13 protein-coding genes and 4 pseudogenes are annotated in these 16537 nt (G+C 56.7%); 6 read left to right on the forward strand and 11 right to left on the reverse strand.

Features of this window, described 5'->3' with window-relative positions; translation table 11 throughout:
• Positions 1-242: 242 nt before the first annotated feature.
• Entirely contained in the window at positions 243-1067 is an 825-nt protein-coding gene (dkgA, locus tag F8R23_RS17200) for a 2,5-didehydrogluconate reductase DkgA (RefSeq protein WP_129937295.1), read from the reverse strand.
• Positions 1068-1281: 214 nt separating this feature from the next.
• Positions 1282-2445, reverse strand: a complete 1164-nt coding sequence (gene yqhD / locus F8R23_RS17205; protein ID WP_129937296.1) for an alcohol dehydrogenase — start codon at positions 2443-2445, stop codon at positions 1282-1284.
• Positions 2446-2638: 193 nt separating this feature from the next.
• Between yqhD and F8R23_RS17210 the strand changes: the two genes are divergently transcribed.
• Positions 2639-3556 carry an AraC family transcriptional regulator gene (locus F8R23_RS17210; RefSeq protein ID WP_099063314.1) on the forward strand — a complete coding sequence of 306 codons (918 nt, stop codon included), beginning with the start codon at positions 2639-2641 and terminating at the stop codon, positions 3554-3556.
• A 21-nt stretch (positions 3557-3577) separates the two neighbouring features.
• On the opposite strand, the pseudogene F8R23_RS17215 reads toward F8R23_RS17210, so the two are convergent.
• Positions 3578-3784 (reverse strand): annotated as a pseudogene (locus F8R23_RS17215) (zinc-binding dehydrogenase); the annotation flags it as partial.
• Between F8R23_RS17215 and F8R23_RS17220 the strand changes: the two are divergent.
• Positions 3689-4546, forward strand: a complete 858-nt coding sequence (locus tag F8R23_RS17220) for a LysR family transcriptional regulator (protein ID WP_390901301.1) — start codon at positions 3689-3691, stop codon at positions 4544-4546. The pseudogene F8R23_RS17215 and the gene F8R23_RS17220 overlap by 96 nt on opposite strands.
• Positions 4547-4572: 26 nt before the next feature.
• Here the strand turns inward: F8R23_RS17220 and F8R23_RS17225 are convergent, their stop codons facing one another.
• Together F8R23_RS17225 and metC are read right to left on the reverse strand one after the other, a co-directional pair.
• Positions 4573-5235 carry a DedA family protein gene (locus F8R23_RS17225; RefSeq protein WP_129937297.1) on the reverse strand — a complete coding sequence of 221 codons (663 nt, stop codon included), beginning with the start codon at positions 5233-5235 and terminating at the stop codon, positions 4573-4575.
• Between the two features lie 152 nt (positions 5236-5387).
• Positions 5388-6584, reverse strand: coding sequence for a cystathionine beta-lyase (metC, locus tag F8R23_RS17230; RefSeq protein WP_151415844.1), 1197 nt, complete (start codon positions 6582-6584; stop codon positions 5388-5390).
• A gap of 457 nt (positions 6585-7041) precedes the next feature.
• Between metC and exbB the strand changes: the two genes are divergently transcribed.
• From exbB to F8R23_RS17250, 4 genes and pseudogenes are all read left to right on the forward strand, one after another.
• Positions 7042-8013 carry a tol-pal system-associated acyl-CoA thioesterase gene (gene exbB, locus F8R23_RS17235; protein ID WP_151415845.1) on the forward strand — a complete coding sequence of 324 codons (972 nt, stop codon included), beginning with the start codon at positions 7042-7044 and terminating at the stop codon, positions 8011-8013.
• Positions 8014-8016: 3 nt separating this feature from the next.
• Positions 8017-8439, forward strand: coding sequence for a TonB system transport protein ExbD (gene exbD, locus F8R23_RS17240; RefSeq protein WP_085119216.1), 423 nt, complete (start codon positions 8017-8019; stop codon positions 8437-8439).
• 137 nt (positions 8440-8576) lie between these two features.
• Positions 8577-8837: a type II toxin-antitoxin system ParD family antitoxin gene (locus F8R23_RS17245; RefSeq protein WP_129937300.1), complete on the forward strand. Its 261-nt coding sequence runs from the start codon at positions 8577-8579 to the stop codon at positions 8835-8837.
• Positions 8837-9129 (forward strand): annotated as a pseudogene (locus F8R23_RS17250) (type II toxin-antitoxin system RelE/ParE family toxin). The gene F8R23_RS17245 and the pseudogene F8R23_RS17250 overlap by 1 nt, the downstream one beginning before the upstream one ends.
• 48 nt (positions 9130-9177) lie before the next feature.
• Here the strand turns inward: F8R23_RS17250 and F8R23_RS17255 are convergent.
• From F8R23_RS17255 to F8R23_RS17280, 6 genes and pseudogenes are all read right to left on the reverse strand, one after another.
• On the reverse strand, positions 9178-9996 hold the full coding sequence (locus tag F8R23_RS17255) for a shikimate 5-dehydrogenase (protein ID WP_129937301.1): 819 nt from the start codon (positions 9994-9996) through the stop codon (positions 9178-9180).
• Between the two features lie 31 nt (positions 9997-10027).
• Positions 10028-11070, reverse strand: a pseudogene (locus F8R23_RS17260) (substrate-binding domain-containing protein).
• 21 nt (positions 11071-11091) lie between these two features.
• Complete coding sequence (locus F8R23_RS17265) at positions 11092-12501, reverse strand: glycoside hydrolase family 32 protein (RefSeq protein WP_129938877.1); 1410 nt, start codon at positions 12499-12501, stop codon at positions 11092-11094.
• A complete protein-coding gene (locus F8R23_RS17270; protein WP_129937303.1) occupies positions 12501-13871 on the reverse strand; it encodes a sucrose-specific PTS transporter subunit IIBC in 1371 nt (456 codons plus the stop codon). The genes F8R23_RS17265 and F8R23_RS17270 overlap by 1 nt, the downstream gene beginning before the upstream one ends.
• Positions 13872-13936: 65 nt before the next feature.
• Positions 13937-15345 (reverse strand): annotated as a pseudogene (locus F8R23_RS17275) (carbohydrate porin).
• A gap of 215 nt (positions 15346-15560) precedes the next feature.
• On the reverse strand, positions 15561-16490 hold the full coding sequence (locus F8R23_RS17280; protein ID WP_129937305.1) for an aminoimidazole riboside kinase: 930 nt from the start codon (positions 16488-16490) through the stop codon (positions 15561-15563).
• Positions 16491-16537: the final 47 nt, after the last annotated feature.

Here is a 16537-nt window from a genome sequence, read left to right on the forward strand (position 1 = left end):
GGGAATAAAACAGCCCTCTCCAGAGGAGAGGGCTGTTTGGGGAGACAAAGCTGTTTGTCAGTCTGAGATACTCGGGCCTAGCGCACCGAGGGGCCATTATGGGACACGTCCATGTGTCCCACCCTATGGGCCGACTGAAAGTCGTTCCAATTTGCTCCCGGCAAATTGGTCGGCGGACAAGCCGCTACGACCCCTTCGGCACGCTCTCCCTAATAATTGGCTCTGTGAGCAGTCAGTTAACACTACAGTGAGTCGGGATCCGGCCCCAGACGGTTGCCGATATCCAGTTTGGCGATATCGTTCAGTTCGTCCTTATCCAGTTTGAAATCAAACACCTCAAAGTTTTCACGAATGCGCGAAGGCGTGATCGATTTCGGGATCACGATCAGGCCGCTGTCCAGATGCCAACGCACCACGATTTGCGCCGGGGTTTTCTCGTATTTTTCCGCCAGGTGTTTGATCAGCGGCTGATCGAATACCCCTTCACCGCCCTGTGCCAGTGGGCTCCAGGATTCGGTGGCGATGTGGTGCGTCGCGTTCCAGGCGCGCAACTGGCGCTGTTGCAGTAACGGATGCAGCTCAATCTGGTTAATCACCGGTGCGACATTGGTTTCATCCAGCAGGCGCTGCAGATGTGGGGTGTGGAAATTACAGACCCCGATACTCTTGACCAGACCCTGTTCGCGCAGCTTAATCAGCCCGCGCCAGGCGTCCACGTATTGATCCTGCTGCGGTTTCGGCCAGTGGATAAGATACAGATCGACGTAGTCCAGCTTGAGTTTTTCCAGACTGGTTTCCAGGGCCGCCTGTGGATCGCTCTGATCGTCGTTCCACAGCTTGGTGGTGATAAACAGCTCATCGCGCGGCACCGAGGCAGATTGCAGCGCGGCACCGACGCCTTCCTCGTTCTTGTAGATCGCGGCGGTATCGATCGAACGATAACCCACTTCCAGCGCTTTAATCACCGCCTGAGTGGTATCTGGAATACTCGCCTGCCAAACGCCGAGACCCAACTGCGGCATCAGATTACCATCGTGGAGTTTGATGATGGGTTGTTGCGTTGTCATGCGTATCTCCTTGTCAACGGGTTGCCCGGTGCTGCATGCACCAGGAACGGCTATCACTAAATTCTAGTTGGCAAACCAAGGTGGTGCTGAGTTTGCTAAGCAAATTTCAGCAGTGTCGGACTAGTGCTTGAGACTGCGCCCGGTGATCGGTTGGGCGCAGGAATAGAAAAGACAAACAGAAACTACAGCCTAGCAGGAAATGGCAGATTTGCGATTAACGTGCCGCTTCATAAATGCGTTGGCTGACTTCCAGGGTGATGTCCTGATGCTCGCCCAGTGCGGTCATACCGTGCTGATGCAGCTTATCAAGCAGTGCCGGGATCGAGCTGCCGTCGAGCTGGTAATCGGCCATACGGGTTGGAACGCCCATTTGCTCGAAGAAGGCGCGGGTGGCGGCAATAGCACCGTCAATGCGGCTGTCTTCGCTGCCATCACGCAGACCCCAGACGCGCTCGGCGTACTGCAGCAGTTTTTCGCGTTTCTGTGCTTTTTTCTCGTTCAGCAGTGCCGGCAGGACGATCGCCAACGTTTGGGCATGATCCAGACCGTGCATGGCGGTCAACTCATGGCCCAGCATATGGGTTGCCCAGTCCTGCGGCACACCGGCACCGATCAGGCCGTTCAACGCCATGGTGGCGCTCCACATCACGTTGGCGCGTACCGCATAGTTTTCCGGTTCGGCCAGCGCACGCGGGCCATCTTCCAGCAACGTCAGCAGCAGGCCTTCGGCAAAGCGGTCCTGCACCTTGGCATCGACCGGATAGGTCAGGTACTGCTCAATGGTGTGAACAAAGGCATCGACCACGCCGTTGGCGATCTGACGTGCCGGCAGTGAGTAAGTCACTACCGGATCCAGCACGGCGAACAGTGGCTGAACGTATGGCGAGAAGAAATGCTGTTTGTCGCCGCTGCTTTTACGGGTGATCACCGCGCCGCTGTTGGATTCAGAGCCGGTGGCCGGCAGGGTCAGTACACAACCCATCGGCACGGCGCCTTTGATTTCGCTGCCGACGGTTTTCAGGATATGCCATGGATCGCTATCCGCCTGATAGTGGGCCGCTGCGGCGATGAATTTGGTGCCATCAACCACTGAACCGCCACCGACGGCCAGCAAGAAATCGATGTTCTCTGCACGCACGACCTCGACCGCTTTCATCAGCGTTTCGTAGGTTGGGTTAGGCTCGATGCCGGAGAACTCCTGCACGTTGCGACCGGCCAGTGCGGAATAAACCTGATCCAGCACGCCATTTTTCTTCACGCTGCCGCCACCGTAGGTGATCAGAATGCGTGCGTCGGCAGGGATCTGCTGCGCCAGACCGGCGATTTGGTCTTGGCCGAACAGGATTTTGGTTGGGGTATGAAGAATAAAGTTTTGCATGGGTAATTTCTCTTCTGCATAGGGCAAGCGCCGGATGGCGCAAAATATCTGAGGTGTATTGTCAGTAACTTGGCCCATCAGCACAATGCACATTCCTGCCCGAGTCTTGCCTATTTCTACAAAGTGTTGTAGAAAAGAAGAGTTTTAAACTATTATTTATGCCGAATTGTTCTTAGTGTAAGAGGGTGTTTCCATGAGTGAAATCGATGAACTGCGCAGCCGCATGGCGCGCCAGGCGGCCTGTTTTGCCGAGAGTAACGGTTATACCCCCTCGCCAGTCCCCCTGGTGAAAATCCTCTATGTGGATCGCCACTGTCCGCGTCAGCCGGTGATGTACGAGCCGGGGGTGGTGATCATTTTCCAGGGACACAAGGTAGGCTACTGTGGCAACCGGGTGTTTCAGTATGATCCGCGCAACTACCTGCTGATGACCGTACCGCTGCCGTTCGAATGCGAAACCTTTGCCAGCCCCGAGCTGCCGCTGGTGGGGCTGTCGGTGAATATCGATAGCCAGATGCTGCAGGATCTGTTGATCGACATCGGCGATGACGACTACCTGATGAAACCACGGCAAGAGAGTAGCGGGGTCAATCTGGCCGAGCTGTCGGAAGAGCTGCTGTGCGCCACCGAACGCCTGCTGGATGTGATGGCCAAGCCGCTTGATGCGCGGGTGCTGGGGCCGCAGATTGTGCGCGAAATTCTGTACCACGTGCTGCGTGGCAGCTGCGGGACGTCATTGCAGGAACTGGTTAATCGCCATACTCACTTCAGCCAAATCGCCAAGGCGCTGCGACGCATCGAAAACCAGTATGCCGACAGCCTCAACGTTGAGCAGTTGGCGGGTGAAGTTAATATGAGCATTTCGGCATTTCACCATAACTTTAAGGCGGTGACTAACACCTCGCCCTTGCAGTATGTGAAATCCTATCGGTTGCATAAGGCGCGTTTGCTGATGGTCCACGACGGCCTTAAGGCCAGCACCGCGGCGATCCGCGTCGGTTATGAGAGCGCTTCGCAGTTCAGTCGTGAATTCAAACGCTTCTTCGGCGTGACGCCAAGCGACGAAGTGGCCCGACTGCGCGACAATCCTCCACTAATGATGGAGGGCTAATCCCGCAGCCGGGGCGGCAATTCAGCGCGTCAGTACAATTTTGCCAAATGCCCCGCGATCGAGATGATCGAGAGCCTGCTGCAGTTGGTCAAAGCGATAACGCTGATCAATCACCGGTTGCAAGCCATTGGTATCCACCGCCCGCACCAGATCTTCCAATGCGCGGCGGTGGGCAAAGCCATCGCCCGGCTGGAGCAGCGGTTGGCCGTGCGCCTGTTCCATCGTACCACCTGCAGTCAGAGCCTGACCGACGATGGTGCGCTGTTCTACGAACGCTGCCTGCGGGCGCTGGAGGAGATCCGCAGCGCAGAAACCTTGCTGGAGTCGGGTAAGCAGCAGGTCAGCGGCAGGTTGAGAGTGTCGATGCCGGTGCTGTTCGGCCGTATGTGCATTGCACCCTTGCTAACCGGCCTGGCGCGTGAGCACCCCGGATTGGAGCTGGAGCTGTCATTTAACGATCGCATCGTGGACTTGATTGAGGATGGTTTTGATCTGGCGATCCGCAATGGAACGTTGACCAGCAGCAGTGGGTTGGTGGCGCGCAGCATTGGCGACCACCGCATGACGTTGTGCGCCGCGCCGGAATACCTGCAGCAGCATGGTGAGCCGAAAAGCCTCGAACAACTGACTCAACATGATGCGGTGACCTACATGCGTGCCGGTGTGGTGCGCAATTGGCTGATCCCGGATAGCGGCGGCAAAGTACAGGAAGTGATGCCGAACAAGCGGCTGCAGATGGATGACTTGCAGGTGATGGCTGATGCCATGGTGGCCGGGTTTGGCATTTCCTGGCTGCCTTGCTGGCTGGTGCGGGAATCGTTGTTGAAAGGGGAATTGGTCAGGCTGATGCGCGATCGGCCCGGCATGTCATTTGAGGCCCACGCGGTGTGGCCGCAAACGCCACATTTGCCGTTGAAGGTACGACTGGCGGTGGATACGCTGGTGAGCAAGTTGCCCCCCAGCCTGGCACAGGTTGAAAAAGCGCTGTAGGGCGACGACTGCCGCCCTTTAATGCATCAGGAAGAGGCGGCGCGTTTTTTGCGCCAGACAACCAACATGGCGCCCAGCAGACCAACCAGTAGCAGCAGCAACGGCAGGATCATCAGCCCGGTCATCACCTGGCTTTCGTAGCGTTTTACCAGTGGGATCTGGCTGAAAGCGTAGCCAAGACCGACCACTGAGCCCACCCAAACCACGGCACTCAGCCAGTTAAATAGCTGGAAACGGGTACTGTTCAAACCGGAGATGCCGGCCATGGTCGGCAGCAGGGTACGGACAAAGCCCAGAAAACGGCCAATCACCAGTGCCATCAGGCCATGGCGGTTAAACAGATTGTGTGCGCGTTGATGATACTGGGCGGGCAATTGCAGCAGCCAGCCTTTGACCAGATTGGTGTGACCCAGCCAGCGTCCCTGCAGGTAACTCAGCCAGCAACCAAGACTGGCGGCGACGGTCAAAATGATCAGCGTTGGCACAAAGGCCATCACGCCTTTGGCGATCAGTGCGCCGGATAACAGCAGCAGGCTGTCGCCGGGTAAGAAGGAGGCTGGCAGTAACCCGTTTTCTAAAAATAGAGTGGTGAAAAGTACTGCATAAACCACCCAAATTACGCTTGGATCGGCAAGGGCAATGAAGTCCTGCTGCCAAAGCGCATGAACAATCTCTCGTAATACATCCATTATATATCCTGTTGCATGCCGGTTGCGCCTGGAGCCAAATTCTCCAGGATGCGGTGTTGACCGTATCTGACAGTTACCCGCCTAGTGTACCGCTATTAGCTTAAGCACACATTAAACGAGGCGAATAAAGTTGCGCTGCAACAGGTAATCTGTCAGTGCGCGTTGGCGAGACGGTCGAATCCGGCGGCGAGGTCGGCGATCAAATCCTGCACGTTCTCCAGGCCGATATGCAGGCGCACCAGGGTACCCGAGAAGTCGACACCACCCGCCGGGCGGATCGCTTCCAGCTCCTCCGGCTGGTTAGCCAGGATCAGCGACTCATAGCCACCCCAGGAATAGGCCATGCTGAAGTGGCTGAAGTTGTCCAGATACTCAGCCAACTGCACATCACTCAGACGCTGTTTCAACACGAAAGAGAACAGACCGTTGCAGCCGCTGAAATCACGGCGGTAAAACTCGTGGCCCTTGCAACTTGGTAGCTCAGGGTGATTGACTACCGCCACCTCCGGCCGTGTGGCCAGCCAGTTAGCGACTTCGATACTGCTCTGCTGGTGCTGCTTCAGGCGGACGCCCAGCGTGCGCAGGCCGCGGCTGGCCATATAGGCGGTATCGGCGTCTACCATCTGGCCCATCAAATAAGAGTATTCGCGCAGTTGATCCCAACAGCGTGAGTTGGCTACGGCGGTGCCGAGCATGTAATCGGAATGGCCGATAATGTATTTGGTACCGGCCTGAATCGAAATATCGATGTCGAAATCCAGCGCCTTGAACAGCACTCCGGCCGCCCAGGTATTATCGATCATGATCACCACTTCCGGTGCCACGGCACGAATGGCCTGCACCATGGCCGGGATATCCTGAACTTCCATGGTGATCGAGCCGGGTGACTCAAGGAACACCACGCGGGTATTGGGTTGAATAAGCCTGGCGATATCTGCGCCGATCAGCGGGTCGAAATAGGTGGTCGCCACGTTCATACGGTTCAGGATATGGGTGCAAAAATCCTGCGTGGGCTCATAGACCGAACCGGTCATCAGCAGATGATCGCCGGCGCTGACAAACGACAGAATGGCGTTGGAGACGGCTGCCGCGCCGCAAGGATAAAGCACACAGCCTGCACCGCCCTCCAGCTCCACCATCGCATCCTGCAACGCGAAGTGGGTCAGGGTGCCGCGCCGCCCGTAAAACAGTTCGCCATGTGCCCGCTTGGCGGTGGCGTGCTTTTTGGCTGCCACGGAATCAAAGACCAGTGAAGAAGCGCGTTGGGTGACGGGATTGACGGAACCCTGGGTATAGCGCTTGTTGCGTCCTGCGCCGATCAGGGTGGTTTCGATGTATTTTGACGTCATAGGAGCGGGCTCACCTTTGGCTTGGTCTTCACTGGGTATTTACGATAGCCCTTACGTTAGCATGACATATGATAGCCATCCAGACGTTTTAACTTCCAAATGTGAAAGCGGGGGTAATCCTCTGTCCGACGTCGCTTCAGCACGCCATCCTTCTGTCTGTCGATGATAACCAAGTGGGTTTATCGGCAAACCCGCGATGTGACGACAAAATGCGATAAAAACCCTGATTTTGTTACATCTCTGTGCGGTAAAAGTGACGAAAAACCTTATAAAAGGGGCTTATAGGCCCGAACAGGCCGCGATTGGGTTGCCCTGGTCATTTAGTGAGGGCAGAAGCGTAATTTTCCCGATTATTTGGTAAATAATAATGAGAACTACTATCAATCCCTGATTGGTTTGATATGATCGCACGCTGAATTATTCCTCAAATTTGATCGGTAACGGGTGGAGGCACAGCGTGAAAACGGCTGGCAAGAATTTAAATCAAGGATCGTTCGGTCAGGGCCGGGCGCAATGGGGCCAGGCATTCGGCCGCGGTCTGATCGCTTCAATGGTATTGGTGGTGGGCCTGGCCGGTAGCGCACAGGCAGCTCCGGCGACTAATCCGGCCGTGACTCAAAGCGTTGCTGCGGCCTCTGTGCCTGCCGCAACTGCCCCGGAAAATATCACTCCGGTGAACCCACAGCCGACCATCCAACCGCCGGAAACCCGCGGAATGGATCTGTCCGTCTGGGGCATGTACCAGCATGCGGATATCGTGGTGAAAATCGTGATGATCGGCCTGGTGCTGGCGTCTATCGTCACCTGGACCATCCTGTTCTCCAAGGGCAGCGAACTGTTCCGCGCCAAGCGCCGTCTGCGCCGCGAACAGCTGGCGTTGGCCAATGTCCGCTCGCTGGATGAAGCCACCGAGCTGGCACAGAACTTCTCGGATGAAAGCATCAGTTCCGTCTTGCTGAACGATGCGCAGAACGAACTGGAGCTGTCGGCGGAGTCTAACGACAACAACGGCATCAAGGAACGTACCGGTTTCCGTCTGGAGCGTCGCGTTGCGGGCTACAGCCGTAACATGGGGCGTGGTAATGGCTTCCTGGCCACCATCGGGGCCATCTCGCCGTTTGTCGGCCTGTTCGGTACCGTTTGGGGCATCATGAACAGCTTTATCGGCATCGCCCACTCGCAGACCACCAACCTGGCAGTGGTTGCGCCCGGCATCGCTGAAGCGCTGCTGGCAACCGCACTGGGGTTGGTTGCTGCGATCCCGGCGGTGGTGATTTATAACATCTTCGCCCGTGTGATCAGCGGTCATCGTGCTCAGGTTGGCGACGTAGCGGCGCAGGTTCTGCTGCTGCTGGGCCGTGATTTGGATCTGGCCGCCACCGCGGAAGCCAAACGTTCACAGCATTCACACCAACTGCGGGTGGGGTGAGTTATGGCGATGCGCTTAAATGAAGATCTGGACGACAGCGGCGAACTGCATGAAATCAACGTGACGCCGTTTATCGACGTCATGCTGGTGCTGTTGATTATCTTTATGGTGGCCGCGCCGCTGGCAACGGTAGATATCCGTGTCGATCTCCCAGCTTCTTCTGCCAAACCGCAGCCGCGCCCGGAAAAACCGGTGTTCCTGTCGGTGAAAGCGGACAAGCAGCTGTATGTTGGCGAACAGGCGGTCAGCGCCGATCAACTGACGTCAGTGCTGGATCAGCGGACTCAGGCCAACAAAGAGACCACCATCTTCTTCCAGGCGGACAAGACCGTGGACTACGAGACGCTGATGAGCGTGATGGATACGCTGCGTAAAGCCGGTTACCTGAAAGTAGGGCTGGTGGGGATGGAAGGCACCGCCAAATAGCGGGCTGACATCACCCAAGGTAAGAAGGGCGCTCAGGCGCCCTTTTTTATTGCCTGAATTTCGTACAAATGCTGACGTGTCGTCGGTAAATGAAAATACTAATAGATAGTAATTAACACTATTTTCCGGAGTCGGCTATGCCAACCAGCATTGCTTTAAGCCCTCATTTTGAGAAGTTCGTTCATGAGCAAATTGACAGCGGGCGTTACGGCAAGGTCAGCGAAGTAATACGGGCGGGTCTGCGCCTGCTCGAAGAACATGAACGGGCGATAAAAATCGAACAACTGCGAGTGGCTATTGCACAGGGAATAGAAAGTGGTGAGGGAGTCCCAGCGGAGGAGGCATTTACGCGTTTGCGGACTAAATACCAACGGATGGTAGATAACGGAAGTGACTAATGGGGCTAACAATATCGCCGGCAGCGGTATGTGATATTGAAAATATTGGCGATTATATTGCGCAAGATAATCCGAGCCGTGGTCTGAGTTTTATTTCTGAGCGATACAACAATGCCAGCGTATCGGTGAGTCACCGGAAGCCTATCAAAAGCGTCCTGAACTTGGTCCAGGTGTCAGGATTAGCGCCTATGGTAAATATCTTATTGTTTTCACTGCGATACAACGTAATGTCAGGATCGAACGTGTATTCCACGGGGCGAGAAATATTTTACGTTTGCTGGCTTATCGTTAGAACGTTAAGGGCAGGCTCATCTGCTTAGCCCCCAACGTTCAGCACCATTCAGCCGCGAGCATGTGCCGCAGCGCGGGCGATCTGCTCATCGGTAGGGCGCACGCCGGTATAGAGCACAAACTGTTCCAGCGCCTGCAGCGCAATCACTTCCGCGCCGGTAATCACCCGTTTGCCATGCTCACGCCCATAGCGAATCAACGGGGTTTCCGCCGGTAACGCCACCACGTCAAAGACGATTTTCGCCGCATCAATTGTCGCGGTGGCAAAGGCCAACTGCTCCGCTTCTGCCCCTCCGGCCATGCCGATTGGCGTGACGTTAATTATCATATCCACGCTTAAATCACCGACATCTGTCTGCCACTGATAACCATAGGCATTGGCCAGCGCCTGACCGGCCTGCGGATTACGGGCGATGATATGGCCATTTTTGAAACCGGCATCACACAGCGCGGCGGTGACCGCTTTCGCCATACCGCCGCTGCCGCGCAGGGCAAAGGAGGTTTCCACCGGGATCTGATGCTGCGCCAGCAGTTTGGCGATGGCGATATAATCGGTGTTATAAGCCCGCAGGAAACCTTCATCATTGACGATAGTATTGACCGACTCAATCGCCGTGGCGGAAGCATCCAACTCGTCGAGGAAAGGAATGCAGCTCTCTTTGAACGGCATCGATACCGCGCAGCCGCGAATGCCCAGCGCACGCACGCCGCCCACCGCCGCCTGAATATCCTGGGTGGTGAAGGCCTTGTAGATAAAGTTCAGATCCAGTTCCTGGTACAGATAATTGTGGAAACGGGTACCAAAGTTACCTGGGCGACCGGCCAGTGACATGCACAGCTGGGTATCTTTATTAATCTCACGGCTCATGATGAGCTCCTTAACCGGGAAAAAGAAAAGCTTAAGGCTGACCGAGCAACGCCTTCGAACCGGCGTGACGCCAGTGAATGCTGCCCGGCAGATATAGCGCGTTCTGCTCTAATGGCCGCTCGTCAATCAGCGCGCTGACCATGTCGAAACTGTGTTGGGCCAGGGCGCGGCAGTCCTGCGCCACGGTGTCGATTTTTAACGTCAGGCCGTCGAACAGGTAGTGATCGTCAAAGCTGCACAGATGCAGGTCGCTTTCCATCAACTGGTGCTGATTCAGGTAGCGCAGTACCCCTTCCAGCAGGCCGCAGGCGGCGGTAAACAGCGCCTTGGGCGGTCGGCCCAATTGTGCACAGAGTTGGGCGAACATCTCGTAGCCGGAACTGGGGTGGTAATTACCGTTGATGATCCATTCCGGTTTACAGACCACCCCGGCGCGTTCAAGGCCAAGCTGAAAACCGGCCAAACGATCGCGTGTCGGTGAGATGCGGGGTTGGCCGCCAAGGAAATAGAATTCGTCCGGATGCTGGCGTGCGACGTTTTCCACCAATGTGGCGGTTGAGGTCAGTGAGTCGGTGATCACCAGCGGCAGATCGGAGCCGATGATTAGCCGGTCCATCTGCACTACCGGCAGGCTGGCATTAATCTTTTGGTATTCCGCATCGTTGAGTTGGCTGGAGGCGACAATCAGGCCATCGACCTGGCGCTGCACCAGGCTGTTTACCGCCATCATTTCCTGCGCCGGATTTTCATCGGTGCAGGCGATTAATAACTGCAAACCGGCCTCACGGCATAGCGTTTCCAGCTCGCGTGAAATTACCGCAAAACCGTAGTTGGTCATTTCCGGCACCACCAGCCCCAGGGTATGGCTGCGGGAAGAACGCAGCGAACGGGCGTGGAAGCTGGGCTGGTAGTGGTGCTCGCCGGCCAGCGCCAGGATACGATCGCGGGTGTCGTCGGATACCCGGTATTCCTTGCTGCGGCCGTTAAGCACCAGGCTGGCGGTCGATTTCGACACGCCAGCCAGTGCGCAATATCACTGATGGTTATGCGTTTATTTTTTTTCACTGACGGCATCTGAATTCATCAAAGGATGCGTCATTCTAGCATGCATGGCGTCAGCGACCAGTGCTCGAGCGCCAGTGGAGCTTCGCCACTCAGGTGCAGCAGCGGTTGTGGACCAGGGAAGTAGCGCGCGCTCATCACCGCTTCGCCATGGTTGATAAAAATCTCCACGCTGGAACGGTCAAACAGCAGTTGCAGTTGGTTGAGGTTGCCCCGCCAGTAGCGGTGCTCCGGCTGCCCGCTACGCAGGTTATTACGCGTCAACTGCAGCAAGTTACCGTCCCAGACCAGCGTCATTGCCCCGCCAAAGTCAGCGCTAAATGCCCCCGTGGGGGTCAGCAGTAGTTCCGCGCTGTCAACCGGCCAGGCAGGGGCAGCATCGGCGATGCCCTGCCATTGGCGGCCTTCATCCCGCAGCTGTTGCAGTTCGCGCGCCGGTTGTTGGTAAAGCTTGCCCTGATGCAGCGACAGTTCACGCGGGCAGGTCAGGATGTGGATCCAGCCGTATTGCAACGTCGGGTGACAATCCTCGTCTTGCTCCGGCACGCCCATCCAGCCAACCAACAGACGGCGACCGTCTTCGGCCAGGGTGGTTTGCGGCGCATAGAATTCGAACCCGAGATCCAGCTCGTGGAAGGCCCCATGTTCGAACCTGGCCTGCTGATAATCCAGCTTGCCGGTCAGATAGCCTGCCTGATAAACGTTGAGATAACGCTCGGCCTGCGCCGCCAGCCCTTGTGGACAGCAGATCAGCACTTCGACGTCGTCCAGCGTAAACAGGTCCGGGCACTCCCACATATAGCCGAAATCACCGATACCGTTCAGCTGTGAACCGGCAATCTCACCCAGCAACTGCCAGTTGCGCAGATCGGCGGAGCGCAGCAGCAGCACTTTGCCGCAGTTTTGCAGGTCACGAGCGCCGAGCACCATGTACCACTGATCCTGATGACGCCAGACTTTGGGATCGCGCACGTGGCCGCTATAGCCCGGTGGCAGCGGCAATACCGGGCCGAGCTTGTCATAGCCGCCTTGCGCATTTTCTTGCGCCAGACACTGGTAGGCGGTGCGGGAACCGTCGGGGTATTTAACGTTGCCGGTATACGCCAGCATGATTTTGCCGTCCGCCACCACCGCCGAGCCGGAGTAACAGCCGTGGCTGTCGTAACAGGCACCCGGTACCAGGGCTACCGGCTGATGCCGCCAGTTGACCAGATCCGTCGACTGCCAATGGCCCCAACATTTGTTGCGGTGATCGCAACCCAGCGGGTTCCACTGATAGAACAGGTGGTAGACGCCGTTATGCTGAATAAAGCCATTGGGATCGTTGAGCAACCCGACGCTGGGCGCCAGATGCCACGCCGGCCGGTGCGGATCGCGCAGCGCCTGTGGCATGCCGTTCATCAACGCCTGAACGGCCTGTTTCATTAATTGCAGTTCTTCCATTATTCACTGTCCGTTTTGTATTTCAGCAGCAACGAGAGAATAAAGGCGCTGCCAAAGGCGATCACCAGACCAATGATATAGCTGACCAGCGAGCTGGCCTGCACAATCGCCATCCCTGGGATAGCCGTCAGCCCGACCGCATTCATGCCAACATGATTGGCCACCACCCAGGCTCCCCCGAGCGCGCCGCCTGCCAATGCTGCCAGGAACGGCTTCACAAAGCGCAGGTTGATGCCGAACAACGCCGCTTCGGTAATGCCGAGCATGGCGGAAAAGGCCGAAGGTACCGCAATGGCTTTGATCTTGGCATCGCGGGTTTTGAAATATACCGCCAGACAGGCACCGCCCTGAGCGATATTGGCCATCGACCAGATCGGCAGCAGGAAGTTAACGCCGATATTCGGGTTGCCGAGCAGCCCGGCCTCGACGGCGTGGAAGCTGTGGTGGATACCGGTGATGACGATGGCGGAATACAGCCCGCCGAACAGCAAGCCGGCAAACCAACCGGCGTGAGCGATCAACGTGCTGAGCACCAGTGAAATACCGTCACCCAGCGCGCGGCCGGCCGGGCCGATAAACAGCATGGCGACGAAGCCGGAGATCACTACCGTCAGGAAGGGGGTCAGGATCAGATCCAGCGAGTTGGGGATCACTTTGCGCAGCTGTTTTTCCAGCAGGCTCATAAACCACACGGTCAGCAGCACCGGGAACACCGTGCCCTGATAGCCGATCATGGCGATCTCCAGCCCGAAGAAGTCCATGGTGTGGAAACCGCTGGCGACGCCCCAGGCATTGGTCAGCGCTGGATGGGTCAGGATGCCGCCGAGCGTGGCCCCCAGATAGGGGTTACCGCCGAACTCACGTGCGGCGGTGAAGCCAATCAGGATCGGTAAAATAATGAATGCCGCCGAGCTGAACATATCCAGCATCACAAACACGGCGCTGTTGGCATCGGCCCAGCCGTAGGTTTTTACCATGCCGAGCAGGCCCATCAACAGGCCGGAGGCGACGATAGCCGGGATGATCGGCACAAAGATGTTCGACAGCAGGCGGGCAATACGTTGCAGCGGGTTGAGTTTCTTCGCCGCGATGTCGGCGGCCTCGGACTTGCTGGATTCGCTGACACCGGCCGCCTTGATAAATTCTGCGTGCACCTTGTTGACCAGCCCGGTGCCGAAAATCACCTGGATTTGCCCGGCATTGCTGAAGCAGCCTTTCACGCCCTCCAGCTTGCCGATTGCCACCTTGTCCACCTTGCTGTCATCCAGCAGCACCAGGCGCAGACGCGTGGCACAGTGGGCGGCGCTGGCAATGTTTTCTTTGCCGCCGAGCAGCGGCAACAGCGCGTTAGCGGTTGCGGTAATGTCCATGTTCACTCCCTTTATAAATAAAAATGCCGCCGCAGTGTTTCGCGGCGGAAATCAGCTAATTAGCGTCAGAAGAAGTACTTGAATCTGGCACGCACGCCGTAGCGCTGATCGTCGCTGGCGTTGGCTATCTTGTTCTCGGCGTTGGCCTCCAGCATTGAGACGTAGGCGCCAAGATACAGATTGAAGTTCTTCATATTCATGATGTTTGGTATTTGGTACGAAGTATGAATGGTATGAATGTCATATTTGCCCGGCTCGTTGAGCGGGTTGCTGATATCGGCACTCATCCCAGTGGTATTGAACTCTTGGATACTGTTGTGGGCGTAGATATAACCCACTTCAAAGCGGCGCCACAGGACGTTGATTCCGGCGGTAAAGTCCTGCTCACCGGAGGCATCCAGGTAGGCGGTGCTCAGGTTGGCGACTACGCCGTTGTCCGGATTGGCGGCGGTGTTGTTCCAACTGAGGGTCATGCCGTAGCCGTTACGTTTGGATTGGTCGACAAATTGCCCCTGGCTGTCGTGATAGCCGTAGGCATTGTTGACCACGTTGCTTTCCATCGCGACCGCCGCGCTGAGCTGGTCTTTTTTCCAGGCGAGCACCGGTCGCAGGTAGGCGACATTTTTCTTATTATCCAGGCTGTTGCCATGGTAGGCCTCATCCTGGAACAGTGAGGTACCGTCTTCCACCAGCGTATTTAGCTCGAAGTAGAAGTCACCGGCGTACTTGCTGAGCATCAGGTTGCCGCCGCTGCTGCTACGGCCACGGCCTTCTTTCATCATGTAGATATAGCCGAAGCCATCGGCATACAGATCGTTGGCGGTATTGCCGGAATACTGGATGAAAGTATCCTGATTGAGCGGGAACATGTCGTAGGCTTCAAACCGGCCAATCTTGGTCTGCCAGTTCTTTTCGTTACCGAAGAAGAAGGCGGCATCGTCGAGGTTCATTTTTCCGGTCATGTCGGCCAGCGGTTGCACGCTGAAGCCGGAGAAATTGCCGTCCGGATTGCGTCGGTAGCCGTCCACACCAACCAGAATACGGCCGTTGATATCCCAACGCTCTTTGTTGCCCGGCTTCCAGTCCTTGTTGTCGCTGCTTTTCAGCGAGGTGAGCTGGCCGCTGCGGCTGGCGCCGTCCAGGTTGAACTCGACGTCGCCATACAGTTTCAGGTCGGTTAATCCGGTGAGTTGCAGCTTGCCGGCCGGTGCGGCGTGGGTTTCCAGCGTCGCGGTGCGCTGAACAACCTGTTGGGTTTGCTGCTCGGTGTTGGCGGTGCGTAATTCCAACTGTTGTGCCTTGCGTTCCGCCGCCGTGGCACGCGTTTCCGCCTGGACAGCTCGCTGCTCGGCCTGTTGCAGCCGTTGTTCCAGCGCATTCAGACGGCTTCGATACTGGTATTGGTACCAGTCGCGGCCGCAGAGGTGGAGATGAGAAGCCCTGTAGTGACTGCCAGATAGCCAAGTTTTTTCATGATTTTCTATCATCCGGGGTGGTTGTTATTATTTTTTGCTAAATTGCTAAACCGGTTTTTCACGAAGAAAGATAGAGAGTTGAACGGCGACTGGCAATCAAGTTTGCTAACCCGATTCAGCTATTGTGATCAAGTCCGCAAATTATGTTCTGGAGATGAAAAGTGGGGAGGTACCCAATGCCCTGTGGCATTGGGCCTGACTTGTAGCTATCGGGTTAGCGCCGCAGGAAGTCCTGCAACTCGTCGGCATGCGGCAGGGCGGTCATAGCGCCTTTGGCGGTGGTGGCCAGCGCCCCGCAGGCCTGGGCCTGGGCGATCACTGCAGGCCACTGAGCTTCCTGCGGCAAAGCGCCGAGATGAGCCAGTGCGGCCAGCAGACCGGCGACAAAGGCGTCACCTGCACCGGTGGTATCGACCGGGGTGATTGAAGGGGCGCGGAAATGGCGGATCTGTTTGCCGTCATGCACGCAGACACCGTCGCCGCCCAGTGTCACCAGCAACAAACGCAGTGGGTATCGCTGCATCATCCAATCGATACCGCTCTCCAACTCGCCGATATTGCTGATAAAACTCAGTTCTTCCAGCGAAATCTTCACCACGTCCGCCAGCAATAACGCCTTTTGCAAGCAGGGTCGCAGCGCTTCCGGCTGGTGCCAAACGTCTTCACGAATATTTGGGTCAAAGCTGACCCAGCCACCGGCCGCCTTGATGTTCTCCATTGCGGTGAAGGTGGTGCTGCGGCTGGGTTCCTGTGACAGAGCGATAGAGCAGACGTGCAGCCATTCATCCGCTTTGAAATCAGGCAGATCCTCGGGTTGCAGGAACAGATCGGCGCTTGGGCTGACCATGAAGGTGAAGGAGCGTTCGCCCATCAGATCAAGATCCACCACCACGGTAGAGGTGTGGTGGTCTGGATCCTGTGACATATGGCCGATGTCGACCTGCTCTTCGCTCAGTACCTGCTGCAGGAAAGCGCCGAAACTATCCTGGCCTACCCGGCCGATAAAGGCGCTGTTGCCACCCAGGCGGGCGATACCGACCGCCACATTGGCCGGAGCGCCACCGGGGCATTTAAGGTAACTGTTTGAATTTTCAGGTACCAGGTCGACAACTGCATCACCCAGCACCCATACGCGATTAACCATGTTTGATCCCCGTTTTCATCGGTGTCTGATGGCGAGCTAAAATAGAA

This window comes from Serratia proteamaculans (assembly GCF_008830365.1).
Classification (GTDB): domain Bacteria; phylum Pseudomonadota; class Gammaproteobacteria; order Enterobacterales; family Enterobacteriaceae; genus Serratia; species Serratia proteamaculans.